General features: G+C 68.6%; 19 protein-coding genes and 1 tRNA gene. 4 read left to right on the top strand and 16 right to left on the bottom strand.

What is annotated here, in order from left to right:
- The first annotated feature begins 45 nt into the window (after positions 1-45).
- A complete protein-coding gene (locus ABDZ89_RS03205; RefSeq protein ID WP_343776564.1) occupies positions 46-621 on the top strand; it encodes a DUF7332 family protein in 576 nt (191 codons plus the stop codon).
- Between the two features lie 44 nt (positions 622-665).
- On the opposite strand, the gene ABDZ89_RS03200 is transcribed toward ABDZ89_RS03205, so the two are convergent.
- The 3 genes from ABDZ89_RS03200 to ABDZ89_RS03190 form a co-directional block, all read right to left on the bottom strand.
- Entirely contained in the window at positions 666-1,208 is a 543-nt protein-coding gene (locus tag ABDZ89_RS03200) for a DUF6517 family protein (RefSeq protein ID WP_343776562.1), read from the bottom strand.
- Between the two features lie 140 nt (positions 1,209-1,348).
- Complete coding sequence (locus tag ABDZ89_RS03195; protein WP_343776560.1) at positions 1,349-1,669, bottom strand: transcription factor S; 321 nt, start codon at positions 1,667-1,669, stop codon at positions 1,349-1,351.
- A gap of 71 nt (positions 1,670-1,740) precedes the next feature.
- Positions 1,741-2,526, bottom strand: coding sequence for an alanyl-tRNA editing protein (locus ABDZ89_RS03190; protein ID WP_343776558.1), 786 nt, complete (start codon positions 2,524-2,526; stop codon positions 1,741-1,743).
- A gap of 114 nt (positions 2,527-2,640) precedes the next feature.
- Between ABDZ89_RS03190 and ABDZ89_RS03185 the strand changes: the two genes are divergently transcribed.
- The gene (locus ABDZ89_RS03185; protein WP_343776556.1) at positions 2,641-4,446 is read left to right on the top strand and encodes a DUF7289 family protein; all 1,806 of its coding nucleotides are present in this window, start codon (positions 2,641-2,643) and stop codon (positions 4,444-4,446) included.
- Positions 4,447-4,483: 37 nt separating this feature from the next.
- On the opposite strand, the gene ABDZ89_RS03180 is transcribed toward ABDZ89_RS03185, so the two are convergent.
- The 7 genes from ABDZ89_RS03180 to ABDZ89_RS03150 are packed head-to-tail and all read right to left on the bottom strand — an operon-like array spanning position 4,484 to position 14,012.
- Positions 4,484-5,257 carry a DUF7289 family protein gene (locus ABDZ89_RS03180; protein ID WP_343776554.1) on the bottom strand — a complete coding sequence of 258 codons (774 nt, stop codon included), beginning with the start codon at positions 5,255-5,257 and terminating at the stop codon, positions 4,484-4,486.
- Positions 5,254-5,739 carry a DUF7266 family protein gene (locus ABDZ89_RS03175; RefSeq protein WP_343776552.1) on the bottom strand — a complete coding sequence of 162 codons (486 nt, stop codon included), beginning with the start codon at positions 5,737-5,739 and terminating at the stop codon, positions 5,254-5,256. Before ABDZ89_RS03175 ends, ABDZ89_RS03180 begins: the two co-directional genes overlap by 4 nt.
- A complete protein-coding gene (locus tag ABDZ89_RS03170; protein WP_343776550.1) occupies positions 5,732-6,730 on the bottom strand; it encodes a DUF7261 family protein in 999 nt (332 codons plus the stop codon). The genes ABDZ89_RS03175 and ABDZ89_RS03170 overlap by 8 nt, the downstream gene beginning before the upstream one ends.
- Complete coding sequence (locus ABDZ89_RS03165) at positions 6,718-7,317, bottom strand: DUF7288 family protein (protein WP_343776548.1); 600 nt, start codon at positions 7,315-7,317, stop codon at positions 6,718-6,720. The genes ABDZ89_RS03170 and ABDZ89_RS03165 overlap by 13 nt, the downstream gene beginning before the upstream one ends.
- Before the next feature lies 1 nt (position 7,318).
- The gene (locus ABDZ89_RS03160) at positions 7,319-7,888 is read right to left on the bottom strand and encodes a DUF7287 family protein (protein ID WP_343776546.1); all 570 of its coding nucleotides are present in this window, start codon (positions 7,886-7,888) and stop codon (positions 7,319-7,321) included.
- On the bottom strand, positions 7,878-9,917 hold the full coding sequence (locus tag ABDZ89_RS03155; protein WP_343776544.1) for a type II secretion system F family protein: 2,040 nt from the start codon (positions 9,915-9,917) through the stop codon (positions 7,878-7,880). The genes ABDZ89_RS03160 and ABDZ89_RS03155 overlap by 11 nt, the downstream gene beginning before the upstream one ends.
- A 27-nt stretch (positions 9,918-9,944) precedes the next feature.
- On the bottom strand, positions 9,945-14,012 hold the full coding sequence (locus ABDZ89_RS03150) for an ATPase, T2SS/T4P/T4SS family (RefSeq protein ID WP_343776542.1): 4,068 nt from the start codon (positions 14,010-14,012) through the stop codon (positions 9,945-9,947).
- 106 nt (positions 14,013-14,118) lie between these two features.
- Here ABDZ89_RS03150 and ABDZ89_RS03145 point away from each other — a divergent pair, with 106 nt between their 5' ends.
- Positions 14,119-14,808: a DUF1405 domain-containing protein gene (locus ABDZ89_RS03145; RefSeq protein ID WP_343776540.1), complete on the top strand. Its 690-nt coding sequence runs from the start codon at positions 14,119-14,121 to the stop codon at positions 14,806-14,808.
- 78 nt (positions 14,809-14,886) lie between these two features.
- Here the strand turns inward: ABDZ89_RS03145 and ABDZ89_RS03140 are convergent, their stop codons facing one another.
- From ABDZ89_RS03140 to ABDZ89_RS03130, 3 genes are all read right to left on the bottom strand, one after another.
- Positions 14,887-15,885 (bottom strand): Gfo/Idh/MocA family protein, encoded by a 999-nt coding sequence (locus ABDZ89_RS03140; protein ID WP_343776538.1) that lies wholly within the window; start codon positions 15,883-15,885, stop codon positions 14,887-14,889.
- A gap of 259 nt (positions 15,886-16,144) precedes the next feature.
- Positions 16,145-16,217: transfer RNA gene (locus tag ABDZ89_RS03135), tRNA-Arg, on the bottom strand.
- A gap of 47 nt (positions 16,218-16,264) precedes the next feature.
- On the bottom strand, positions 16,265-16,540 hold the full coding sequence (locus tag ABDZ89_RS03130) for a Sec-independent protein translocase subunit TatA/TatB (RefSeq protein WP_343776536.1): 276 nt from the start codon (positions 16,538-16,540) through the stop codon (positions 16,265-16,267).
- Between the two features lie 98 nt (positions 16,541-16,638).
- Between ABDZ89_RS03130 and ABDZ89_RS03125 the strand changes: the two genes are divergently transcribed.
- Positions 16,639-17,109 (top strand): redoxin domain-containing protein, encoded by a 471-nt coding sequence (locus ABDZ89_RS03125; RefSeq protein ID WP_343776535.1) that lies wholly within the window; start codon positions 16,639-16,641, stop codon positions 17,107-17,109.
- A 32-nt stretch (positions 17,110-17,141) separates the two neighbouring features.
- On the opposite strand, the gene ABDZ89_RS03120 is transcribed toward ABDZ89_RS03125, so the two are convergent.
- From ABDZ89_RS03120 to gyrB, 3 genes are all read right to left on the bottom strand, one after another.
- The gene (locus ABDZ89_RS03120) at positions 17,142-19,178 is read right to left on the bottom strand and encodes an AMP-binding protein (protein ID WP_343776533.1); all 2,037 of its coding nucleotides are present in this window, start codon (positions 19,176-19,178) and stop codon (positions 17,142-17,144) included.
- 559 nt (positions 19,179-19,737) lie between these two features.
- Positions 19,738-22,284, bottom strand: a complete 2,547-nt coding sequence (gene gyrA / locus ABDZ89_RS03110) for a DNA gyrase subunit A (protein ID WP_343776531.1) — start codon at positions 22,282-22,284, stop codon at positions 19,738-19,740.
- Positions 22,281-24,197, bottom strand: a complete 1,917-nt coding sequence (gene gyrB / locus ABDZ89_RS03105; RefSeq protein WP_343776529.1) for a DNA topoisomerase (ATP-hydrolyzing) subunit B — start codon at positions 24,195-24,197, stop codon at positions 22,281-22,283. Before gyrB ends, gyrA begins: the two co-directional genes overlap by 4 nt.
- Position 24,198: the final 1 nt, after the last annotated feature.

The following is a 24,198-nucleotide window of genomic DNA, read 5'->3' as shown; positions in this document are numbered from 1 at the left end:
CCGGTGCCCGCGACGATATAAGTGCGGCTCCCGAAGACGCCAGCAATGCCACGTCGCCCGCGACTCCGTACCGTCGCCGTCGCGCTGTCGCTGCTGCTCGTCGCAGCGACCGCCGGCGTCGGCGTCGGTGGGGCGGCCGGCCACCCCGAGAGCCACGGTGCGGCCCTCGTCGAGCCCGCTGGCGGCACTCTCGCGAGCGTCGGGTCCGCCGACCCCGGGCCTGCGACGGTCGGACCGGGAGGCGACGCGAGCCGGAGCGAAGTCGGTCGGCTCACGCGGTGTTTCAGCGGCGACGGGTATCCGATCTCGATCGGCGGCGAGGGCGGCGCGACGATGGCGACTGTGATCCACCTCTCCGTGTTGACCGACCCCGGCGCGGGCAACGAGTTCGGTATCGAGACCGCCGGCGAACTCGACGGCGAACCGATCGTGACGCTCGCGGCGGGCGTCAGGCTGACCGGTCGGGAGGCGATCGCGAACGGTTTCGACCCCTTCGCGGCGTTCGACGTGTTGTACGCCTACGACCTGCGACTGCCGATGTTCGAGGGATCGATCGGAGACGCGGGCTACGAGGACGACGGCTCGCCGATCGATTCGAGCGCCGGCGCGGTCGCCTGCTGACGGTCGAGCGGCGCCGCTGATCGATTCCGGACGCCGTCGAACTCCTATCGCTCGCGAGCGTCGTCGCCGCCGTCGACGCCCGGCGGTCGAACGCCGCGAACGAGCGCCAACACCGACTGCCGCGTCGCCTCGAAGCCGTCTCCGGTCGGGTACGCGCCGCCCGCGAGCAGGTACTCGCCGCGCTCCCACACCGCCAGCAGCGCCTCTATCGGAACGCGGTCGCCGTCGACCTCGCAGTTGGCGTGGAACACGGAGAGGGTCGCGCGGGACGCTCCCGGGTCGTCGACGGCGAGGTCCCGGTCGTCGCGGCGTCCGACGTCGACGATGCCGCGGTCGGCGAGCCGGTCGCGGAACCCCTCTCGGGCCCGCGACTCGACGAGGCGAGTGAGCGCGGGGTTCGGGCGAGTATCGGGGGAAATGCGGAGTCGGCTCGCGAAGAAGAACGGTCGCGGCGGCGGCGTCTCGCGCTCGTACCGTACCGTTCCCGCGGTGACCGAGACCGGCCCCGCGGCGAACGGGTGCTCCGTCGTCTCGTCGACGAGAGTCCAGTCGTCGAGGCGGTCACGCGAGACGACCGGTGGCTCCATGGGCGCACCACTGTGCCGACGGAAATAAAACGGAGGGGCGGTGGTGAGGCGTCACTCGTCGTGACGGGATCGGAGCGAGGGAGGGCCTGAATCGGAGCGACGGAGGGCTCAATCTGAGCGACGGAGGGCTCAGTCGCCGGTCAGTGGTCGTCTTCGCGCCACTTGTGTTCGCACTCGGTACAGACGAAAAAGCGGGTCTCTGACTCGTCGGCCGAGCGGATCTGTTGCATGTACCAGTACGCCTGGTCGTTGTCGCACTCGGGGCACTGGGCGGTCGTCGTCGGGAGTCCCTTGTCCTCGGCGTCGCTCACGTCGACGATCTCGGACTCGACCTGCGACTGGGTCGTCCACTCGTCGTCGTCCGCTTCGCGTCCGCTCTCGTAGCCGCAGGAGTCACACACCCAGTGGTCCTCGCCCGCGCCGGATTTCATCATGGATCCGCACTCGTCGCAGAACTTCATGCCCGAACCTACCGCGGATCGTATATAAACGACGGGATCGCGAACGAGCGACGCGCGCGACCGTGACCGCGTCACTCGCCGCCGTCGACGTGCTCGGCGAGCGCGAAGCGGACCCGCTCCTCGTCGGGGCCCTTCGTCTCCCGCCCGGTGACGACGACCTCGCCGATATCGCTCGTGTCGCCCACGTGAGTGCCCGCGCAGGCCGTCCGATCGTAGGGCTCGTCAGCCCCGTCCGCTCCCCCGATCTCGACGATCCGGAGCTCGTCGATCGAGTCGGGAAGGAGGTCGATCCGCGTCCGGTCGGTGTCGAGGGTCGCCTCGGCGGTCTCGCGGTCCATCGTGTAGCTCGACACCGGCCGCCCGTCCGCGACGAGCCCGTTGAGCCGCGTCTCGATCCGGTCGAGGTCCGCGTCGGTGAACCGGTCGTGGGCGGCGTCGAGGCGCGCGCGGTCCCGGTACAGCTGATTTCCGGTCGTCGGCGCGTCGAACTCCGCGAGCAACAGCGCCGACAGCAGGTGCTGGGCGGTGTGGTACCGCGAGTGTGCCGCGCGCCGCTCGGCGTCGACCTCGCCGCGGAGCGACGTGCCGGACCCCGGCAGTTCAGGCGCGTCACCCTCGCTCCCCTCGACCGGTCCGAGCTCGTGATACACCGTGTCCCGTTTCTCGACGCCGACCACGTCCCAAACCCGGTCGTCGTCGGCCGCTCGCAGCGTGCCCGTGTCGTGCGGCTGGCCGCCGCCGGTCGGGTAGAAGTGCGTCCGGTCGAGGACCACTCGGGGCGGGTCCGAGAGGGCCCGCTCGACGGTCGCTTCGAACGTCGTCACGGAGTCGTCGTCGAGGTGTAGTTGCTCGGTCACGGCTCCCGAGAGGGGCGCCGCGAGGTTATATCGATCGGCCGCGTCGCACGGCCAGATCTCAACCGCGATAGACGGGTGTCCACGTTTATCAGCGCACCCGACGTATCATTCGCCATGTTCGGGGGTGAACGCGCGCAAAGCGAGGTGCTCGGCACGGTGCTACTCTTGGGCCTGACGGTGGCGGTCGTCGGCACCACGGTGGCGCTGGGCGGCGCCGCGCTCGACGACTCCCAACAGAGAGCGGACCTCCAGCGCGTCGAGGGAGCGATGACGCAGGTGGACTCCAAGGCGAGCCTCGTCGCGCACGGCGAGTCGCCCTCACAGCGCGTGCGGATGGGTCTCGGTCGCGGCGCGGACTTCCGCGTGAACGGGGACGCGGGCTGGATGCGGATCGAGGTGACGACGAGCGAGAACCCGAACGCCACGAACAAGACCGTGCCGCTCGGCGCCGTCGTCTACGAGCGCGGCGATGAAACCGTCGCCTATCAGGGCGGCGGGGTCTGGCGGTCGAGGGGCGAGAGTTCGGAGATGGTTTCCCCGCCCGAGTTCCACTACCGCGGCGGGGGCGGGACGGAGACGCTCACCCTCCCGCTCGTGCGGATCGAGAACGGCTCCGGGTCGCTCGGCGACGAGGTCCGCATCACCGAGACCGCCGGTCGGTCGGAGCGCGTGTTCCCCTCGCCGAACGGGTCGAACCCGCTCCTCGGCGGCAACGTCACGATCACCGTCGAGAGCGACTACGCCGACGCGTGGGGGCAGTTCTTCGAGACGCGGACGAGCGCGACGGTGACGGACGTCTCCGACCGGCGCGTGGAGGTGCGGCTCCGGACCACCACGGTCCACCCCACGCTGAGCGCCGGCGTCTCCGCGACCGGGCGGTCGACGTTCGACACCGGCGGGGTCGACCGGCTGGACGCCGACAGCTACGACTCGACCGTCGGGTCCTACGACGATCAGACGCCGGCAGACGGGGCGGTCATCCAGACGCGGGACCAGTTCCGCCTCACCGCCGGCGGCGGCGGGAACACCCAGTCGATCACGATCCGCGGGGACCTGATCGCCGAGTCGTACAACATTCCGCCCGGACAGGAGGACAAACTCAACGTGACCGGCGAGCGCCGTACTGAGACCGCGTTCGACGAGCCCGCTCCCGTCGACGGAGCGATCACTCAGCGCATCGAGAGCGTGAGAGACCGGGACCTCGCCACGACCGGGGATTACCGCGGCAGCGGTATCGACCTCTCGGGCACCGAATCCGAGACGATAGACGTGGACACGTACGTCGACGGCGACGTGACCGTCGCCGACCGAGCGACCCTGACCGTCACGGACGGGGCGACGCTACACGTCGCGGGGGGTCTGACGCTGGCTGGTGACGAGGGGCGCGTCGCCGTCGACACGGGGAGCGGTGACGTCGAGGTGCTCGTCGAGGGCTCGATGAACGTCACCGAGAACGCGACCGTCAGGGCGGCCGGCGGGGGACAGGCCTTCGTGTACGTCGACGACTCGCTGACCGTTCGGGACAGGGCCTCGGTGACGAGCGCCGCCGACACCCGCTTCGAGCTGCAAAACACCGCCAGGATCGACCTGAAGGACCGCGCCGTGGTGGCCGCCGACGAGGACGTGGCGAGCAACCTCTGGCTGTACTCCAGCGGCGATCAGATAGACGTCGAAGCGAACGACACCGGCGGGGTTCAGTTCGGCGGCGTCTTCTACGCCCCCCAGAGCGACGCGGAACTCGACGGCAACATGACGATCAAGGGGTCGTTCACCTTCGAGCTGTTCGAGTTCGACGACGCCGAGATCGACATCCACTACGACGAGTCGCTGGAGACGGAACAGCCGTTCAAGGGGAACTCGGTGCCCGTGGTGAGCCATCTCCACGTCTCAGTCCACGGCGTGAAGATCGAGTCCGACTGAGGCGAACGCGCTCTTTTGACCGGTCTGAAGGCGTCTTTCAGTCGGAGAAGTCGATCCGCGTCGAGGTTCGGTGGATCACGAACCGCTCGTAGTGGTCGGCGTCGAACGTCACGGTGAGGTCGGGACCGCCGCCGGTCGATACCGAGACGTGCTCGTGCTCCGACGCGAGTCCGCTGTAGTACCGTTCCCAGACGGTCGCCTGCGTCGAGTTGATCGCCAGCGTGACGTTGTCTGTCGGCGTCCGGTCGTCGAGCGCGGTCTCGCGGACGCCCCGCTGACCGACCACGAGGACCGTCTGGTCACCGGCCGTGGACTGCGCCGGCCCGCCGAGCCCGTACAGCGAGTAGACGACGGTGTCGCCGACCAAGAGGTCGGGCGGTTTGATCATGACGCCGTCGTCTCCCTCCATCCTGAACACGGCGCCGTTCTCGTAGACGATGCGCGTGTCGCCCGCGCCGCGGTAGGTGAGCGACCCCGTCTCGACGATACTCCCCGCCGTCGCGGTGTCGTTGAGTCGGAACGTCGACTCCTGCTCCAGCCGGAGTTCGCCGCCGCCCAGTTGGACCTCGGTCGCGCGACTCGGCACGCCGTCCCGGCTGATGTCGTCGAGGTTGTCCTGAAGCACGTCGAACGCGCGCTCGACGTTGTTGTCGCGTTCGGCCACCTGCGCGTCCTCTAAGCCGCCGAGCCCGACGGTGAAGGTGACCGCTATCGTCGACGTGATCAGCGCGAACACCAACACGAACCCGATCGTCTCGCTGACGCCGCGGTCGTCGGCGCACAGCCCGGCGAACGGGTCGCTCCGGGTCACGCCGCTTTCACCACCACTTCGCCGTCGCTCCCGGCGTCGGGGTCCCAGTAGATCAGCAGGTCGCCCCCGTCGACGGTCGCGTTCCGAACGGTGACGTTCCTGCTCGTGGGGAACGGGACCGTCACCGCAGTGCCCGGCCGGTCGCTCTCCAGTGTGATCGTCCCGCCGGGACCCGTCGCCGTCACGTCGATCCGATAGCCGGTGCCGGCCGCCCGCCTGGGAAGTGCTACCGACCGGTTGACGGTGAGGTTGGAGCGAGGCGTCGTGCTCGCGACGAGTCTGTCGACCGTCCCGACATCGGCCGCGACGCGCTCGCCGATGACGGTGAGTTCCCCCTGTGCGGCGCGCTCGCGCTGCGTGTCGACGAACGACCCGCCCGCGACGAACAGCCCCGAGAGCAGCAGCGTCGAGATCGCGAGCGTCATGACGTAGCCGACGGTGACCGACACCGCGCGGTCGGTGCCGCCGGGGCGCTCACGCATCGCGCTCACCCGGCGCGAGCCGGATCACGTCGCCGTACTCCAGTTCCGGCGTCCGGTAGGTGATCTCGACGTAGACGCTGTATATCGCCTCGGTCACGTACGGGCGGGAGGGGCGACCGGGGTTCGTTCCGCCGTCGCGCTCGTCGACGACGAGGTGGTACGTCCCGCGCGCCGCGTCGCCGTTCTCGTAGCGGAGGTCGAACCGGTCGTCGCCGGTCTGGACCCCCTGAGCCCACACCAGCGCGTCGAACCGCTCGCCGTTGACCGTTCCGCCGGTGAGGTCGACGGTGTGGTTCCCGTCGGGCCGCGGGTCAAACGTCTCGGACACCGCCGTCGTCCCGTTGTCCACCGTCACGGTGAGGTTGTCGCCGCTCGGGTTCGACAGCGCCGCCGACCAAGTCTCGTTGGTCCCCCCGGTCGAGCCGTCGGCCACGACGGTGAACGCCGTGCCGGCCGAGCTCGACAGCGAACTGGGCTTGACGGTCAGCCGGTAGTTCCGCGCCCGGGTAGCGTTGCCCGCGACCGTCCAGTCCGTCGTCGTTCCGTCCGGTGCGGTCATGTTGCGGAACCCGCTGTCGGTCTCGTTTTGCGCGATGAAATACCCGGAGACGACGGTGGAGTTGTTCACTCGCACCTCCCCGACCGCACCGTCGCGCGCCCGGAGGTCGGCCACGGTGCGGCCGTATCGCCTCGCGCTCGCGTTGAAGTTATCCGTCAGGTTACCGGTGCTGTTCCGGTGTTCGCGGTGGAGGATCCCCGCGAGGTCGTCGACCGCCCCGTCGCGGAACTCGATCGCTTCCGCCCCGCCCGCGTCGACTCCCCGAGTCGCGAGGTTCTCGGTGTAGATCACGGTGTTCAACAGGAGGACGACGGCGACGAAGAGGACCGCGAGCGTCAGCCCGGTGATCAGGATGATCTGCGCTCGGTCCTCGTCGCGGTCGGCCTCGCCGTCCTCGCGGTCGGATCTGCGGTGGACGTTCACATCTGCCATGCGGTAATGCGCACCTCCGCGACCGTGTACAGCGTGTCGCCACCGCCGACCGGCGCGGCGAAGTACCGGCGGGAGCCGTTCTCCGCGAGCGTGTACTCGCCGCCCGCGCCGAACCGGTCGTCGCCGTACAGCGCCACCTGCGTGCTCGCGGTCGCCGCGTTGTCGCTCGGCGTTCCCATGTCGATCAGCCGCGTCCGGTCGACCCCGTCGCCGTCCGCGGCCGGGTAATACACGTCGACGTCGAACGCGATCCGCCTCGCGTCGAACGCCTCGCGAAGCGGGTCGTGAAGCGGGTGCGACGCGTTCGGTAGCCCGGTGTAGTAGCGGTTCTCCGCGCCCACGAACCCGTCGTCGTAGTACAGCAGCGCCGACTTGAGATCGCCGCTCGCCTCGGTCGTCGTCAACACGTCCTGTGCGGCGATCGCCGCCTGATTCTCGACGTGCTGGTTCGACGTGCTCGCCGAGAGCGGCGTCACCGCCGTCGCCTGCGTCGCGAAGATGAGGCCGGTGACCAAGAGCAGCGCGGCCGTGAACGCCTCTAAGGTGTGCGCCTGCCCGCGGTCGTCCGGAAGGTGTTCGACGAACATCTCACCACACCCGGAGCGTGAGCCGATGCGTTTCTCTCCCGACGTCGTCGCGCGGATCGACGTCGACGGTGACGATGCGACTCGCGGCCGCGACGCTCTCGCCTCGGGGCGGCGCGGGACCGGCGCGCATCTCGACGGCGTCGCCGCCCGGATCGAGCTCCGCGACGGTGCCGTTCCGCGTCACCGTGAGGTTGAGCCCGCGGAAGTCGTCGACCCCGAGTTCGGCGTGGAGGTCGTCCGCGTTCGCCGTCCAGTCGCAGCCGGACTCGTTCGCCGCCGTCGCCGGGTCCGTCCCGTCGAAGAAGGCGAGCGTACAGGCGTGTGACAGCGTCGCCGTCGACCCGGCGCCGACGAGCGACGACTCCGCGAGGCGCGCGGCGCCGCGCTCGGCGACGATGACGGTCGCGCCCTCGCCGACGGCGTACGGCTCCAGAAGCGACGGGACGAACGCGAAGGTGAACCCGACCGCGACGAGGAACACCGACATCCCGACGATGAAGTCGAGGACCGTCTGCGCGCGGTCGTCGGCGCCGAGCGGCCGCCGCCGACCGCCGGAGCGCTCACCCGACATAGATCCACACCCCCAGCGCCAGCGTCATCAGGATCACGGCGTACTTGACGCCGGACGCCAACTCAGCGTCGCGGATGTAGCCGCTGATGAACCCCGAGAGGATCGCTTGGATCGTCACGGCGTGGAAGAACAGCATCGAGAGCACGTCCGGGTCGATGCTGCCGCCGCCGCCGCCGAGCCCCGCACCCCCCGTCCCGCCGCCGCTGCCGCTCTGCGCGACCAGATCGCCCATCACACTGATGAACTGCGTCTGGAGGATGGCCATCACGCCCAGCAGCGTGATGTACGTCATCACGATGATCGCCACCTGCATCCGAGTTCGGGACTTGCGCTCGCGCTCGATGTCGTCTTGGTTCTCCGAGGCCTGTGCCGCCGTCGTCAACACGTCGGTGATCTGTGAGGAGGCCTCCTGGGCCTCGGTGATCAGCTTCACCGTCCGGGCGAGCCGCGGCACCGCGTACGCGTTGTTGAACTCGACGAGCGCGTCGCGCAGGCTCATCCCGTAGTTCACCTTCGCGTGGATCACCTCGAACTCCTCGGAGAGCTTCCCGGTCGACGTCGACGAGACCGTGCGCACGGATTCGAGCAGCGTCTGTCCGGTGTCGTTCGCGGACGAGAGCTTCCGGAGCGTCTCGGAGAGCTTCCCGGTCACCGCTCGCCGCGAGCGCTGGTGCCACTCGTAGAAGAATCCGAGCGGCACCAACACGACGTACGTCGGCACGTACACCCATATGAACGCCGACCAGACGGGACGACCGACCCAGCCGTCGACGGTCGTCGGGGCCGCGCCGGCCGCGGCCGTGACGCCGACGAGCGCGAGCGCCGCCGGGACGGTCAACGCGAGGGTGTAGAACGGGTTCTCGCGCAAGAAGAGGTGCGGCGCGGAGAGGATTTCCTTCGTCTTGTAGGTCCCCTCGCGGTCGCGGATGCGGTCGAAGACGCCGAAGCCCCCGACGAACGATTCGATGAGCCCGAAGTGGAACAGTCCCTCCTTGCTCGTCTGTCGGAGCCGCTCGCTCCCGCCGTCGGGCTGGAGGTAGCCGTCGCCGGGGTCGTCCTGTTTCACCGTCGAGACCAACACGAGGAAGCCGGCGCCGACCAGCGGGATGAGCAGGTACACCGTCGCGTACAGGAGGCGGTCGTCGGCCTCGCCCATCATCCCCATGATGACGAGGATGATGATGAGAAGCAGCGGGAACAGAGAGAGCGTCATGTACATCTCCCCGAACAGCTCCAGGGTCTCCAGGGTCATCTCGCGCTCCTGTTTCGACGTGCGCAGGTGTTTCTCCTTTTTGTCCTTCAGGAACCCCTCCATGTCGCCGCCGGAGTTGACGATGGAGAGCATGTCGGCGAGGAACTGCGAGAGCTCGTCGGAGGGCGTCTCCACCGACTGCTGGCGGATGGCGTTCCGGTAGTCCGTCCCGAAGTACTCCGTCTCGTTGACGATGCTCTGGAACTCGCGAGACACCTCGCCGTAGGTGTCCTCTGCGGTCGCCATCGCCCGCAGGATTTCGAGTTGGTTGAGCCCGCCGACCGACAGCGCGTACATGAACGAGACCGAGTCGGCGAGCAGGAGGTTGATCTCCCGCTTCCGCGACGACGACCGCGAGTACGGGACCGCGACGACGCCGCCGAACCCGAGCGCGAATCCGATGGAGCCGAAGATGAGCCCGCTGAGAAGCACCGCCGACGGCACGACGAGCGACCGAAGCAGCGACCGGATCGCAGACGTCGGCGCGGGGAGCCCGAGCGAGAGCATCTCGGGTTCGATCAGTCCGAGCGAGAACACGCCGTAGCCGACCAGAGTCCCCAGCGCCCACAGCGACCCACCGACGAACAGCCCGACGGCAAGCGCCAGCGAGACGTACATCTCGACCTGATCGGGCATCCGCGCCTCGACGAGCTTGCGCTCGACGTCGCCCACGAAGTCGCCCTCGGGGTCGAAGAGCCGCTCGAAAATCGGGTAACACAGCTCCGCGAAGACGTTCGCGTCGACTCCGCCCTCGCCCGTGTCGACGTCGAGACTCACGGCTGGACCCTCACGACGGACATGGTGTCACCCGTCCTCCGCGGGTTCGACGGCGCCGAACCCCCAGTCGTCGATGTCGTCGGCCGCCTCTTCTCCGTCCGCGTCCGGGCCGTCCGTCTCGTCGTCGGCCGAGCCGTCGGAATCGTCCGCAACCTCGTCACCGCTCTCCGCGTCGCCCTCGTTCGGCGCCGCTTCTCCCTCGCCCGTGCCCGTTGCGTCCGCCGGTCCGGCCGCGCCATCGTCACGGGCGTCGGCGCTCGGAGTTCCCTCATCGGTGGGGTCCTCGGCGACGCCGAATCCCTCGCTCACGTCGGGCGTCGCGTCCGCTCTCGACGGCTTTCCGGGAGACGACAGCACGTCGACCCCCTCCTCGAACGGCTCGTCGAAGTCGATCGCGCTCGGCGCGCCCGAACCGTCTCCGGCGGCGGTCGGCGCCGTCTCGGAACCGTCTCCCGAGTCGTCGCGGGCGCCCTCCGGCGACGATGCCTCCGGACCGGCCGTTCCGGTCGCCGCATCCGCATCGGTCGACCCGGTTACGGTGTCCGGGTCCATGGCCCCCGAGTCCATCGGATCCGAGCCCATCGGAGCCGGTCCGGCCTCGGCAGCGTCGCGGGCGTCCGAGTCCGCCGCGTCCGAGTTCGCCGCATCCGCCGCGTCCGCCTCCCGAGCGGTCTCGGCGAGCGCCTCGCGGTCCGCCGTCGGGGTCGCCTCGACGTCGCGGGCGGTGTTCATCTCCAAGAGCGCGTCGGCGACCGAGTCGGGCACCTCGCCGCGGTAGGTCTCGAACAGGTCCTGGGCCGATTCGAGGATCGCTTCGACCTCCGCTTTCCCGTCCTCGTCCGGCGTCGGCCGGGGCACCAGCTCCTCCTTGTCGCGGTCGACGTTGATCAGCACGGACTCCATCTCGCGGAGGTCCTCCAGCGACCGTTCCAGTTCGTCGTTGGCCATCAGCGCCAACACCGTCTCGGGGTCGTTGATGAACGCCTGGAACGTCGCCGCCACCTGCGCGTAGCTGTTGAGTCCGCGGTCGATGAGGTACGCCAACACGACGCGCCGCTTGCGAAGCTCCGCGTCGAGGGTGGCTCGGCTCCAGCCGCGGTCGAACATGATGTCTTCGAGGGTGTTCGAGTCGCCCATCTGGAGGAACTCGTCCGTCTCCGCCTGCCACTGGAACACGTCCTGAACGTTGATCTCGTCGTTTTCGGCGTCGTAGTGGTTGATCTCGGTGATCGACTTGTTGCGTCGGACCTTCTTGCCCTGAACCCGCGTCGACGTCTGGATGGAGACCAGATCGAGGGCGGTGAACATGGTCTTCGAGACGTTGATCGGATCGGTGGTGAACCGCTTGAGCACCTCGCCGACGGAGTCGGCGTGGAACGTGGTGTAGGTGGTGTGGCCGGTCGACATCACCTGGAAGGCGGTCCGGCCCTCCTCGCCGCGGATCTCGCCCATCACGATGTAGTCGGGGCGCTGGCGGAGCGCGGCCTCCAGCAGGTCGAACTCGTCGATGTCGCCCTTGTCGTCGTCGGAGAAGGAGGGGCGCGTGACCGAGGCGATCCAGTTGCGCTGGGGCAGTTCGACCTCGCGGGTGTCCTCGATGGAGACGATCTTCGCGTTGGAGGGGATAAAGAGGGAGACCGCGTTCAGGCTCGTCGTCTTCCCGGAGGCGGTCCCGCCCGCGAAGATCAGGCTCTTGTGGTTCTCGATCGAGAGCCAGAGGAACGCCATCTCGTCGAGCGAGAACGTCTTCCAGTTGATCAGGTCGATCGGGGTGAACGGCACGTCGTTGAACTGCCGGATCGTGTAGTTGGTCCCGTGGTCGGAGACCTCGCGGCCGAGCGTGAGCTGGGCGCGCGAGCCGTCCGGCAGCGTGGCGTCCACCTGCGGTCTACGCTTGGAGATCCCCTTTCCGGACCGTTGTGCGAGCTTCACGACGAAATCGTCGAGTTCGTCGGTGCCGTGGTGGATGTTCGTGATGATCTGCTCGTACTCGGAGTGGTAGACGAAGACGGGTGAGTTGTATCCGTCACAGGAGATGTCCTCGACGTTGATGTCGTACTTGACCGGGTCGATCCGCTCGTAGCCGACGAAGTCGCGTTTGAGGTAGTACAGCAACTTCTCGACCTGGTGTGTGGAGAGCGTCTCGGCGTCCTCCGCGAGGACGGCCGGCTCCGGGCGGGCGCTGATCGAAGGCGGATCGGCCGGCGACTCGACGGAGAGCTCGTACCCCAGTGACTCCGCTATCCGCCCGGCGATCCCCTCGGTCGGGTCGATGCCGAAGCGGTCGACCAGCGTGTCAGCGATCCCGCGCTCGTCGTCGCTCTCGTAGAGGCCGTACCGGTCGAGTAGCGTGTGCGCCTCCTCGACTATCACCTCCTCGCGGAACGCCTCGTCGCCGCCCGCGATCGACTCGTCGGCGTACTTGATCGCCGTCCGGAGCTTCCCGGTGAGGAACTCCGTGAGGTCGGCCTCAATTTCGGTCCGGTACGGCTGAACGGCGTAGTACTTCGCCTCGTTCTCCTTGGTCGACCGGAAGACGATGACGAACGCGTACGGCTTGTTGACCCAGTAACGCTCCTCCTCGCGGAAATGCGTCTTCTTCGGCATCGGAACCGCCTTCTCCAGGTCGTAGCGGTTCGCCAGCGTGGTGTGACCGTCCGCGGTCGAGAAGAACGCGTCCTCGTCGATGTCGGGGTTCACGTCCACGGTCCGCTCGTCGACGAGGTCGGCGAGTTCGTCGGCCGCGTTCCCGCCCGCTCCGAGTAGTTCCTCGGTACGGTCAGGGTCGAAGCCGAGCGCCTCGGTCTTGTCTTCGTGGGTGAACGACAGCGGCACCTCCTCCCCCTCCTCGTTCTCTTCGGTCGGCGGGTTGCCCTCCTCGTCGAGGAAGTACTCGTCGCGGTAGTCGTCCCAGGTGTAGTACCCCTTCAGGACGGGGACCGAGTAGAGGTCGTAGCGAGCGGCACACAGGTCCCAGAGGACGTCCCCCACGGCCGCGGCCGCCCGGAACCGGTAGTCGGTCTCGTCCGGGGCGAACCCGAGGAGGTCCGCGGGGTCGAGGTCGACCCGGTCCCACTCCTCGTCGGTCGGCGCTCGCGAGGGCACCGATTCGACGCGGTCGCCGGGGGCAACGACGAGTCCGGACACGCCTCCGCGTCCGACCGCGTCGGCGAACACGGTGTCCGGGCCGTCATCGGCTGGGATACCCGCTCCGTCCGGTTCGTGCTCGTTGTCGTCGCCCGCGGTCGCGTCGGAGTCGTCAGGTCCTGCCGCGGTCGCGTCGGAGTCGTCAGGTCCTGCCGCGGTCGCGTCGTCGGCGGCAGGGTCCGCCGCGGTCGCGTCGTCGGGTCCGGACTCCGGCACGTCGCGCTCGGCGGCATCGGCGTCGTCTTCCACGCCGCCTGCGGCCTCCTCGGCCGTGTCACCGGGCACAGCGTCGTCCTCCCCGCCGGACTCGGAGTCACCGTCGACACCGTCATCGGCACCTTCCGCATCAGTGTCGGTCGCGGTCGTCGGCCGCGCGGCCCGTCGCTCGCCGGTGGGGACGACGGCGGCACCGCCGAGGACGACGGCGTCGGAACCGACCACGAGCGCCCCCCGTTCGGGAGTACCGTGACCGGGGACCGGTGTCTCCCCGTCAGCCTCGAAGGGTTCGTCGACGCCCGCGGCCCGGATCACCTCGTCAGCCCCGTTCGGGAGGTGGAGCGCGACCGCGTCCGCCGGGACCGCCGGCGCGTCGGGCACGTCCGCGTACACTCGTTTCGCGGCGTCTCCGTGCCCTCGCTGCGAGAGCAGGGACCGCCAGCTGTACCGGTCGGTGACGACCGGCGGACCGAGGTCCGCCGGCGCGTCCTCGTCGCCTCGCGATCGACCGTTCGCTTCGTCCTCCGGACTCTCGGTCCCGGCTCCGTTCGACGGGTCCGTGCCCTCGTCCACCGTCTCTACACCCCCATCTGCCGCTCCCGCGTCCGCGTCCGTCACATCCGCCGCTGCCGCGTCCGGTTCCTCGCCGTCAGTCGTGGGCGGGTCGGACGCCGAGCTGTCGCCCTCCGCGTCGGATTGTTGGGCGGATCGCTCAGCGTCCTCGTCAGCCATGTGCGTCTCTCCATCGCTTCCGTTGAAAAAGCTGTCTGGCAAAACACCGTGTTTGATAATCGACCGGGACGAGCGGTTTTAATCCCTCGCGGACCGACCGGCCCGTGTGTCACGCACCGAGCGTCTCGGAAGGCTCCGGCGACTCCGGCGCGCCGAGGTCAGACGCCGAGTTCGGGCGGCGGTGGCCGAGGAGCTGCTCGGTGTTCCGCGGAGCCTCGCCGTCGTCTGCGCGTTCACCGCGTTCATGCTCGCGGTCGGTGCCGGCTACTACGCGCCCACCGCCGACACCGTGCCGCGGCTCCTCTGGCCGCTGTACGCGGACTCGGCGGTCGCGGTCGCGCTCGGCGGCGTCGTTCTCGGCGCCATCGTACCGACCGTCCGACGCGGGGGCAACGTCACGGTCGACGCCCCGACCTCCCGGGCGCTGGCGTACCTCCAGACGCTCGCGTTCGTCTGGCTCGTTCAGTTCGGAGTCTGGCCGCTCGTCTCGCTCAACCTCGCGTTCGGCGAGTACGTCGCGGCGCCGGACGCGTGGATCTACTACTGGGGCGTGATCGGAACGCATCTGCTGTTCGTCGGCCTCGCCCTGCTGTTTCCGGCGTTCGGTCGGACGACGCGGGGCGCGCTCGCGGCGGCGCTCGCGCTCGGCGTCGTGAACGTCGTCGTCGACTACGGGTTCGGGTACCACCCGCCGCTGCTGTACGAGCCCGGTCTCGGACTCGCGCTCGCGACGCTCGCGATCGCGGTCGGGTCGGTCGCGCTCGCCTCGCGTTCCTTCCGGCGGTTGGACGGGTGATAGTCGAGTCGCCGACGGACCGATTCGGCCCGATTCCCAACCGATTCGGCCCGATACCCATCCGATTCGGCCCGACAGCTATCGGACTTCGACCGGCGTACCGGTCGACGCGCTCTCCGCGAGCGCGTCGATGATTCGCATGTTCTCGACCGCCGCGTGGCCGTCGGTGAGCGGTGCCGACCCGTCGCCGACGCGATCGGCGAAGTGTTCGACCTCCAAGCGATACTGGTCGATCGGATCGAACGTCTCGACCCCGTGGCGGCCGTCGATCTCGTATTCGATCGTCGTCGGCTCGTCTTCCGGCGCGTCGAACGCCTCCTTGACTTCGATCCAGCCGTTCGTGGCGTCGATCCGGTAGCGTTGGATCAGCTGCGTGTCGAATCCGGAGGCGACGCGCGCGGACCGACCGTCCTCGTACTCCAAGACGGCGGCGAGCTCCGTGTCGACCCCGGCGTCGCGCGTGTCGCCGGCGTGGGCGTACGCTCGGTCGGGCACGCCGAGGACGGCCTTCGCGAGCGACACCGGGTAACAGCCCACGTCCATCAGCGACCCGCCCGCGAGGCCGGGGTCGAGCCGCACGTCGTTCGGGCGACCGTACAGCGGGAAGCGGAACGTCGACGTCACCGTTCGCACGTCGTCTAGCTCCCGCTCGACCAGTTCGAGGACGCGTTCGGTTCGCGGATGGTACCGGTACATGAACGCCTCCATGAGCGTGACCCCCCGGTCCGCGCAGTGATCGACGACCTCGCGCGCCTCGGCGGCGTCGACCGAGAGGGGCTTCTCGCAGAGCACGTCGAGACCGGCGTCCGCGGCGCGTTTCGTCCACTCGGCGTGGAGTCCGTTCGGCAACGGGATATACACCGCGTCGAGGCCGTCGTCCGCGAGCAGCGCCTCGTAGGAGCCGTGGCTCCGCGGGACCGACTCCGCCGCCGCGAACTCCTCCGCACGGCTCCGGTCGCGTGAGGCGACCGCCCCCACCTCGTGGTCACTCGCTCGGATCCCGGGGATCACGGCCTTCCGGGCGATGTTCGCGGTCCCGAGTACGCCGAAGGAGAGTCCGCCGGTCGACCGGCTCACGCCGCGACCACCGCCGCGTCGCGGATCGATCGGTTCACACTCGCCGCTTCGGTGGCGCCGTCGGTCCGCGGACAGGATGCGTCCATGGGTGTCGTCCCAACGTCGTCGACCGCTCCTCTTAGTCGTAGCGGGACGAACGATCGGCGCGCTGATCGGGAACACGCTCTCGGAGAATTCGCAGGAACGGGCACGGCGGGATCCACGCAAGCGAGCGAAGTGAGCGAGCGCGGAGTCAGTCGCGCCCGGGATGAGCGGAGAACGGGCGCGGCGGGATTCGAACCCGCGATCGAGAGGTTAGGAACCTCTCGCCCTGTCCGCTAGGCCACGCGCCCAAAACGGGTGGAGAAAACGATACAGCAGTGGTCGGCGTCAGAGAGAGTCAGGCGCTGGTTTCCTTGTCGGTCTCGGTCTCGAGCTCGTCGAGGTCGTCGTCCTCCTCGTCGAGCGTCGAGTCCGCCTTCTCGCCGTCCTGCATGTCCTTCAGCTCCTCTTCGACCTGCTCGCGCCCCTTCCGGAACTCGCCCATCGCCTGGCCGGTCGACCGGGCGAGCTTCGGAATCTTGTTCGCACCGAACAAGAGGACCAGAACGAGCAGGATGATGAGGAGCTCCGGCCCCGCCGGAATGCCGCCGATCAGTGGAATCGAACTTACCATGTCTATCCCGCAGTAGCCCTGTGTCGACTATAGTCTTTTTGCCTCGATCGGACCGCCGCCGCCGAAACGGTGATACGCCCGGCCGACGACCCTGAGATATGCCAGCTGTCGGCGACGACGCCCCCGACTTCACCGGATCGCTCGTGAACGGCGACATCGCGCCGTTCGAACTCTCGGACCACCTCGGCGAGGAACCGATCGTGCTCGCCTTCTTCCCGGCCGCCTTCTCGAACACCTGTACCGACGAGATGGAGGCGCTGCGGGACGAGTTCGACCGCGACGACTGTACCCTGTTCGGCGTGAGCACGGACCTGCCGCACGCGCTCGGCGCGTACCGCGCACAGTACGACCTGCCGTTCGCGCTCGTCGGCGACTCCGACCACCACGCGATCGAGGCGTACGACGTGATCGAGGACTTCGAACACTACGGCGTCGAGACGGTCGCTCAGCGGGCCGTGTTCGTGATCGACGCGGACGGGACCGTGACGTACCGGTGGCTCGCGGACAACGCCGGACAGGAGCCGGACTACGAGGCGCTCGACGAGGCGGTGGCGGACGCCGCGGCCTGATTCGGCGTCACCGGACCGAACCGCACCCGCGCTCAGGCCGGGTCGCGCAGGGCTTCGAGCGCCTCGGGGTTCTCCATCGACGAGAGGTCGCCGGGGTCTTCGCCCCTGTACACCGACCCGATGGCGCGACGGATGATCTTCCCCGACTGCGTCTTCGGGAAGGCGTCGACGAACAGCAGCTCTCGCGGGCGGAACGGTTTGCCGTGTTCGTCGCCGACCAACTCGCGCAGCTCCTCGCGCAGCGCGTCGCTCGGGTCGGCGTCCGGTTCGAGCACGACGTACGCGACGACCGCGGTTCCGGTGGTGTCGTCCGGGACGCCGACCGCCGCCGCCTGGTTGACGGCGTCGTGGTCGATGAGGACGCCCTCTATCTCGGCCGGCCCGACCTTCCGCCCCGCGACGTTGAGGGCGTCGTCGGCCCGGCCGTGGAGGAACCAGAAGCCGTCCGAGTCCTTCTGCGCGAAGTCGCCGTGATCCCACAGATCGGGCCACGTCGACCAGTACTCGTCGAGGTAGCGCTCGTCGCCTGACCACAGCGACTTCGTCATCGAGGGACAGGAGTCGCGCGCGACGAGGTAGCCGCGCTCGCCCGACTCCCTGACCGACTCGCCGCTCTCGTCGACGATGTCGATGTCCATTCCGAGCCCCGGGCCACCGAGCGTACAGGGCTTCAGCGGTTGGTTCGGCATCGGCATGAGGAAGCAGCCGCAGATCTCCGTCCCCCCGGAGATGTTGATGATCGGGCAGTCGCCGCCGCCGACGGCGTCGTAGAACCAGCGCCACGACTCGGGGTCCCACGGCTCCCCCGTGGAGCCGAGGATTCGGAGCGAGGAGAGGTCGTAACCTTCGACCCACTCATCTCCGTGCTTCCGGAGCGCGCGGATCGCGGTCGGCGAGATGCCGAACTGCGTGATCCCGTGGCGGTCGATCATCTCCCAGAAGCGGTCCGGCTGGGGGTGGTCGGGCGCGCCCTCGTACATCACCACGGTCCCCCCGAACGCGTGGTTGCCGATCAGCGTCCACGGCCCCATCATCCAGCCGATGTCGGAGACCCAGAAGAACCGGTCCGCGGGCTTCTGGTCGAAGCCGAAGTGGATCTCCTTCGCGCACTGCGTGAGGACGCCCGCGTGGGTGTGAACGATGCCCTTCGGCGTCCCGGTCGTCCCGGACGAGTACAGCAACATCGACTCCTGATCGCTCGGCAGCCGCTTCGTCTCGTAGGTCGACGACTGTGAACCGACGGCCTCGTCCCACGTCCGGTCGCGGTCGTCGTCCCACGGGACGGGGTCGACGGCCGACGCCTCGGACCCCTCGGGGCCGCGTCCCGCCGGCGTCGCGCCGAGGCGGTCGTAGACGACGACCTCCTCGACGTGGCCGGCGTCCGCGATCGCTTCGTCGGCGGTCGCCTTCAGCCGCACCTCGTTTCCGCGGCGATAGAACCCGTCACCCGTGAACAGCACGTCGGGCTCCGCGTCGTCGATCCGGGTGGCGGTCGCCTCGCGGCCGAACCCGGAGAAGATCGGCACCGCGATCGCACCGATCTTCAGGCAGCCGTAGAGGATCGAGACGACCTCCGGGACCATCGGCATGTAGAGCCCGACGGTGTCCCCGGTCTCGACGCCGGCCGACGCGAGGTAGTTCGCGACGCGGTCGGTCTGACGGCGGAGCTCGTGGTAGGTGATCTCGCGGACGTCGCCGGGTTCGCCCTCCCAGATCAGCGCGACGCGGTTGCGGTTCGGCGAGTCGACCGCGGCGTGGCGGTCGACGACGTTGTGCGCGACGTTGACCTCGGCGCCGGGGTACCAGTCGGAGAACTGCGGGCCCTCCGCGTCGTCACGGACGGCGTCGTAGTCGGTGTAGAACTCGATGTCGAGGTAGTCGACAATCTCGTCCCAGAACCAGTCGACGCCGGACGCGGGTTCGCCCGCGATCTCCGAGGTGGTACGCTCGATCAGCGCCTCGTAGTCGTCGATCCCGTACTCGCGCATGAACGCGGCGACGTTCGTCGACTCGGCGAACGCCTCGCTCGGTTCGTGTACGACCTCGTCTGTCCCCTCGTACTCGTCCATCTCGTCCGAGGGTTTTCCCGGCGACAGTAAGTAACTTTCCTGAAAGACCTACCGCGGGTCCGCGCACTCGCCCGCGACCGAGACCGTCTCCGCGTCGACGGCGACCGTGGCGTCGTAGCGCAGACAGGTCCCGGCGTCCCACGCCAGTCGCCCCCCCCCAGTCCGGTCCCGTCACCGCGACCTCGTGACGGCCCGTCGCGCCCGCGACCACCTCGTACGCCCGGGCGACGCCGGGGTCGATCCGGTCCGAATCGTCTTCGTAGGCCGTTCCGTCGTCGCCCTCGACGACCACGTCGACGTCGACGGGGTCGTCGCCGTCGTTGCGGACCGTCAGGTCGAGTCGACTCGGGTCGGGGTCGCCGGAACCGAGACAGCCGGCGACCGCGCCGGCGACGGCTCCGGCGCCCGCGGCGAGGAGTCGGCGTCGTTCCATGGCTGTCACTCGTCGTCGCGTGACTTCAATCCCCAACGCGGTACACGGCGAGCGAGGTGCGAGAGGCGACCGTCGGAGCGGGGCGAAAAGCGGTCACCGCGGCGAAGACGAGCCGTCGCGAGCGGCTTACTCGGCGTCGACCGCGGCGTCGAGGTCGGCCGAGCTGTCGTCTGACTCCGCCTCGGACGCGTCGGTCTCGGACGCGTCGGACTCGACGGCGGCGTGCGTCGCCTCCGGAACGATGTCGACGGAGGCGACCTCGTCGTCGGGGTCGAGGTTCATCACGATGACGCCCTTCGTGTTGCGGCTCACCGTCGATATCTCCTCGACGCGCGTCCGCATGATCTGGCCGTCCGCGCTCATCGCGATCAGGTGGTCGCCGTGGGTGACCGCCTCGATGGCGACGACCTCGCCGTTGCGATCGCCGGTCTTGATGTCGACGAGGCCCTTGCCGTTCCGCGACTGCGGCCGGTACTCGTCGAGGTCCGAGCGCTTCCCGTACCCGTTCTCGGTCACGGTGAGCACCCAGTTGTGGTACCCCTCGTCGATGGCGGCGACGCCGGCGACGGCGTCGCCCTCGCGGAGGTCGATCCCGATCACGCCGCGGGCGGTGCGGCCCATCGCGCGGGCTTCCGACTCCTCGAACCGGATCGCCATCCCGTGTTGACTCCCGATGACGATGTGGGTGTCCCCGTCCGTGACCTCGACGTCGACGAGTTCGTCGCCGTCCTCGAGCCGGATGGCGCGGATACCGGTGGACCTGATGTTACCGAACTCGTCGACGGCGGTCCGCTTGATGTAGCCGTCGCGGGTGACCATCGTGAGGAACTCGTCGTCGTCGAGGTCCTCGGTGTTGACCACCGACTCGATCTCCTCGCCGTCGTCCAGATCGAGGAGGTTGACCGCGGACTTCCCGCGGGCCGTGCGGGACATCTCCGGGATCTCGTAGGTCTTCAGCTCGTAGATCTGCCCGTGGTTCGTGAACACGAGGAGGTAGTCGTGAGAGTTGGCCGCGAACACGGAGGAGACGCGGTCGCCCTCCTTGAGCCCCGTGCCGATGATCCCCTTCCCGCCGCGGTTCTGCGCGCGGAACTCGTCGAGGGGCATCCGCTTGATGTAGTCGTCCTCGCTCATCACGACGACCTGCTCCTCTTCCGGGATGAGGTCCTCGTGAGTCACGTCGCCCACGTCCTCGATGAAGCTCGTGCGGCGCTCGTCGTCGTACTCGGCTTTGATCTCTTCGAGCTCGTCGACGATCACCTGATCGAGCTCGCCGGGGTTCGCGAGGATCGTCTCCAGCCGCTCGATCCGGGCGGTCACGTCCTCGTACTCGGACTCGATCTCCGCGGTCTCCATCGACGTGAGCGAACCGAGCTGCATCCGGACGATGTGTGCCGCCTGCGCCTCGGTGAACTCGAACGCCGACTCGAGGGCCGCCTTCGCGGCGTCGCGGTCGTCGGAGTCCTGTATCGTCTCGACGACGCTGTCGACGTTGTCGAGCGCCTTCAGCCGACCTTCGAGGATGTGCGCGCGGTCCTCGCGCTCCGCGAGTTCGTGTTCGGAGCGCCGCCGGACCACGTCGCGCCGGTGCTCGACGTAGTGTTCCAGGGTCTCCTTGAGGTCCAACACCCGCGGCGAGCCGTCGACCAGCGCGAGGTTAATGACGCCGAACGTGCGTTCGAGGTGGCTCTCCAACAGCTGGTTTTTCACCACTTCCGCCATCGCGTCGCGCTTGAGCTCGACGACGATCCGGATGCCGTCGCGGTCGGACTCGTCGCGGAGGTCGCGGATCCCCTCGATCGAACCCTCGTTGACGTCGTCCGCGATCCGCTCGACGAGTCGGGACTTGTTCTGCTGGAAGGGGAGCTCGCTGATGACGATCCGGCCCTCCTCCTCGTCGACCTCGAACTCGGCGCGGACGCGAATGCGGCCGCGGCCGGTCTTGTACGCCTTGTGGACCGCGTTCCGGCCGACGATGTTCGCGCCGGTCGGGAAGTCGGGCCCCTTGACGTGTTCCATCAGGTCCTCGACGGTACAGTCGGGGTCCTCGATCAGCGCGACGGTCGCGTCGATCACTTCGCCCAGGTTGTGGGGCGGGATGTTCGTCGACATCCCGACCGCGATGCCCGAGGAGCCGTTGACGAGCAGGTTCGGGAACGCCGCCGGCAGCACTTCGGGCTCCTCCAGCCGGTCGTCGTAGTTGGCCTGGAAGTCGACGGTGTCGCGCTCGATGTCCGCCATCAGCTCCTCGGCGATGGGGGCCATCCGGGCCTCCGTGTACCGCATCGCGGCCGGCGGGTCGCCGTCGACGGAACCGAAGTTCCCCTGGCCGTCGACGAGCGGGTAGCGCATCGAGAAGTCCTGCGCCATGCGCGCGAGGGTGTCGTAGATGGCGCTGTCCCCGTGCGGGTGGTAGTCGCCCATCGTCTCGCCGACGACGGACGAGGACTTGCGGTGCGCGGAGTTGCTGGTCACGCCCGCCTCGTTCATCGCGAAGAGGATGCGGCGGTGGACCGGCTTGAGCCCGTCGCGAACGTCCGGCAGCGCGCGTCCCGCGATGACCGACATCGCGTAGTCGATGTACGACTGCTCCATCTCGTCTTCGATGCGCGCGTTCGTCACCTGCGCGGCGGGAACGCCCTCGGGGTCAGTGTCGGGTACGTCGGAGCTCATATGTCCACCCACTCCGCTTCGGTCGCGTGCTCTTTGATGAACTGCTTCCGCGGTTCGACCGCGTCACCCATCAGCACGTTGAACATCCGGTCCGCCGCGGCGGCGTCGTCGATGGTGATCCGCTTGAGCCGACGGTTCTCCGGGTCCATCGTGGTGTCCCACAGCTGGTCGGGGTTCATCTCGCCGAGGCCCTTGAACCGCTGGACCTGCGTGGGGTTGCCGTCGCACTTCTCCTCGACGATGCGGTCGCGTTCCGCCTCGGTCATCGCGTCGTACGTCTCGCCGCGGTAGCGGACGCGGTAGAGCGGCGGCTGGGCCGCGTACACGTAGCCGGCCTCCAGGAGCGGCTTCATGTGTCGGTAGAGGAGCGTCAGAAGGAGCGTCCGGATGTGGGCGCCGTCGACGTCGGCGTCCGTCATCAGGATGATCTTGTTGTAGCGCACGTCGTCGATGTCGAACTCCTCGCCGACGCCCGCGCCGATCGCGGTGATGAGCGCGCGGATCTCGTCGTTCTCCAGGATGCGGTCGAGGCGGTGTTTCTCGACGTTGAGTATCTTGCCTTTGAGGGGGAGAATCGCCTGGTTCTCGCGGTTCCGTCCCTGCTTCGCGCTGCCGCCCGCGCTGTCGCCCTCGACCACGAACAGCTCAGCCTCGGTCGGGTCGCGGGTCTGACAGTCGGCCAGCTTTCCGGGGAGCGCCGTCGACTCCAGGGCGGACTTCCGGCGGGTCAGCTCCTCGGCCTTCTTCGCGGCCTTCCGGGCGCGCGCCGCCTCGGCGGCCTTGTGAACGACCTTCTCGGCGGTGTCGGGGTTCTCCTCGAAGAAGGTCCCGAGCTTCTCGTGGGTCGCGGACTCGACGATGCCGCGGACCTCGCTGTTGCCGAGCTTCGTCTTCGTCTGTCCCTCGAACTGCGGGTCCGGGTGTTTCACCGAGACGACGGCCGTGAGCCCCTCGCGGACGTCTTCGCCCTTGAGGTTGGCGTCGAGGTCGTTGACGAGCCCGCGGTCGTTGGCGTAGTCGTTGACCGTCCGGGTCAGGGCCGTCTTGAAGCCGGTGAGGTGGGTCCCTCCCTCGCGGGTGTTGATGTTGTTCGCGAACGCGTGGACGGAGCCCTGAAGCTCCTCGGTGGCCTGCATCGCGACCTCGACGTGGACGCCGTCTGACTCGTCCTCGAAGTAGATGACGTCCTCGTGGATCGGCGAGCGCGTCTCGTTGAGGTACTCGACGAACTCGCGGATGCCGCCGTCGTACTGGAATGTCTCCTCGGTGTCGTCGCGGTCGTCGACGAGCCGGATCTTGACGCCGGAGTTGAGGAAGGCCAGTTCGCGGAGGCGGTTGGCCAGCGTCGACGTCTGGAAGTCGGTCGTCTCGAAGATGTCCTCGTCGGGCCAAAAGCGGATCCGGGTCCCGGTCGACTCGTCGGCGTCCATGTCGCGGACGCGCTCGAAGCCGTCCTCGGCGGGTTCGCCGCCAGCGAAGCGGTGGCGAAAGACGCCGCCGTCGCGTTTGACTTCGACCTCTAGTCGCTCGGAGAGGGCGTTGACGACGCTGACGCCGACGCCGTGGAGCCCCCCCGAGACCTGGTACGACTTGGAGTCGAACTTCCCGCCGGCGTGGAGGACGGTGAGGATGACCTCCAGCGCGGGGCGGTCGTACTCTTCGTGGGTGTCGACGGGGATGCCGCGCCCGTCGTCGCGGACCGAGACGGACCCGTCGTCGTGAATGCGCACCTCTATCCCCTCGCAGTAGCCCGCGAGGGCCTCGTCGATGGAGTTGTCGACGACCTCGTAGACGAGATGGTGGAGCCCCCGACCGTCCGTGGACCCGATGTACATCGCCGGTCGCTTACGGACGGCCTGTAGGCCTTCGAGGACCTGTATCTGGCCGGCTCCGTATTCGCTCTGCTCTGACATA

Origin of the sequence: Halorubrum ejinorense, from assembly GCF_039522565.1 — an archaeon.
Taxonomy (GTDB): Archaea; Halobacteriota; Halobacteria; order Halobacteriales; family Haloferacaceae; genus Halorubrum; species Halorubrum ejinorense.
This window is presented reverse-complemented; position numbering and strand designations above follow the sequence as displayed.

Bases quoted from the DNA above. Each gene is read 5' to 3' on its own strand.
- ABDZ89_RS03205 (WP_343776564.1), top strand. From the start codon at position 46: ATGCCACGTCGCCCGCGACTCCGTACCGTCGCCGTCGCGCTGTCGCTG.
- ABDZ89_RS03200 (WP_343776562.1), bottom strand. From the start codon at position 1,208: ATGGAGCCACCGGTCGTCTCGCGTGACCGCCTCGACGACTGGACTCTC.
- ABDZ89_RS03195 (WP_343776560.1), bottom strand. From the start codon at position 1,669: ATGAAGTTCTGCGACGAGTGCGGATCCATGATGAAATCCGGCGCGGGC.
- ABDZ89_RS03185 (WP_343776556.1), top strand. From the start codon at position 2,641: ATGTTCGGGGGTGAACGCGCGCAAAGCGAGGTGCTCGGCACGGTGCTA.
- ABDZ89_RS03175 (WP_343776552.1), bottom strand. From the start codon at position 5,739: ATGCGTGAGCGCCCCGGCGGCACCGACCGCGCGGTGTCGGTCACCGTC.
- ABDZ89_RS03170 (WP_343776550.1), bottom strand. From the start codon at position 6,730: ATGGCAGATGTGAACGTCCACCGCAGATCCGACCGCGAGGACGGCGAG.
- ABDZ89_RS03165 (WP_343776548.1), bottom strand. From the start codon at position 7,317: ATGTTCGTCGAACACCTTCCGGACGACCGCGGGCAGGCGCACACCTTA.
- ABDZ89_RS03160 (WP_343776546.1), bottom strand. From the start codon at position 7,888: ATGTCGGGTGAGCGCTCCGGCGGTCGGCGGCGGCCGCTCGGCGCCGAC.
- ABDZ89_RS03150 (WP_343776542.1), bottom strand. From the start codon at position 14,012: ATGGCTGACGAGGACGCTGAGCGATCCGCCCAACAATCCGACGCGGAG.
- ABDZ89_RS03130 (WP_343776536.1), bottom strand. From the start codon at position 16,540: ATGGTAAGTTCGATTCCACTGATCGGCGGCATTCCGGCGGGGCCGGAG.
- ABDZ89_RS03125 (WP_343776535.1), top strand. From the start codon at position 16,639: ATGCCAGCTGTCGGCGACGACGCCCCCGACTTCACCGGATCGCTCGTG.
- ABDZ89_RS03120 (WP_343776533.1), bottom strand. From the start codon at position 19,178: ATGGACGAGTACGAGGGGACAGACGAGGTCGTACACGAACCGAGCGAG.
- gyrA (WP_343776531.1), bottom strand. From the start codon at position 22,284: ATGAGCTCCGACGTACCCGACACTGACCCCGAGGGCGTTCCCGCCGCG.
- gyrB (WP_343776529.1), bottom strand. From the start codon at position 24,197: ATGTCAGAGCAGAGCGAATACGGAGCCGGCCAGATACAGGTCCTCGAA.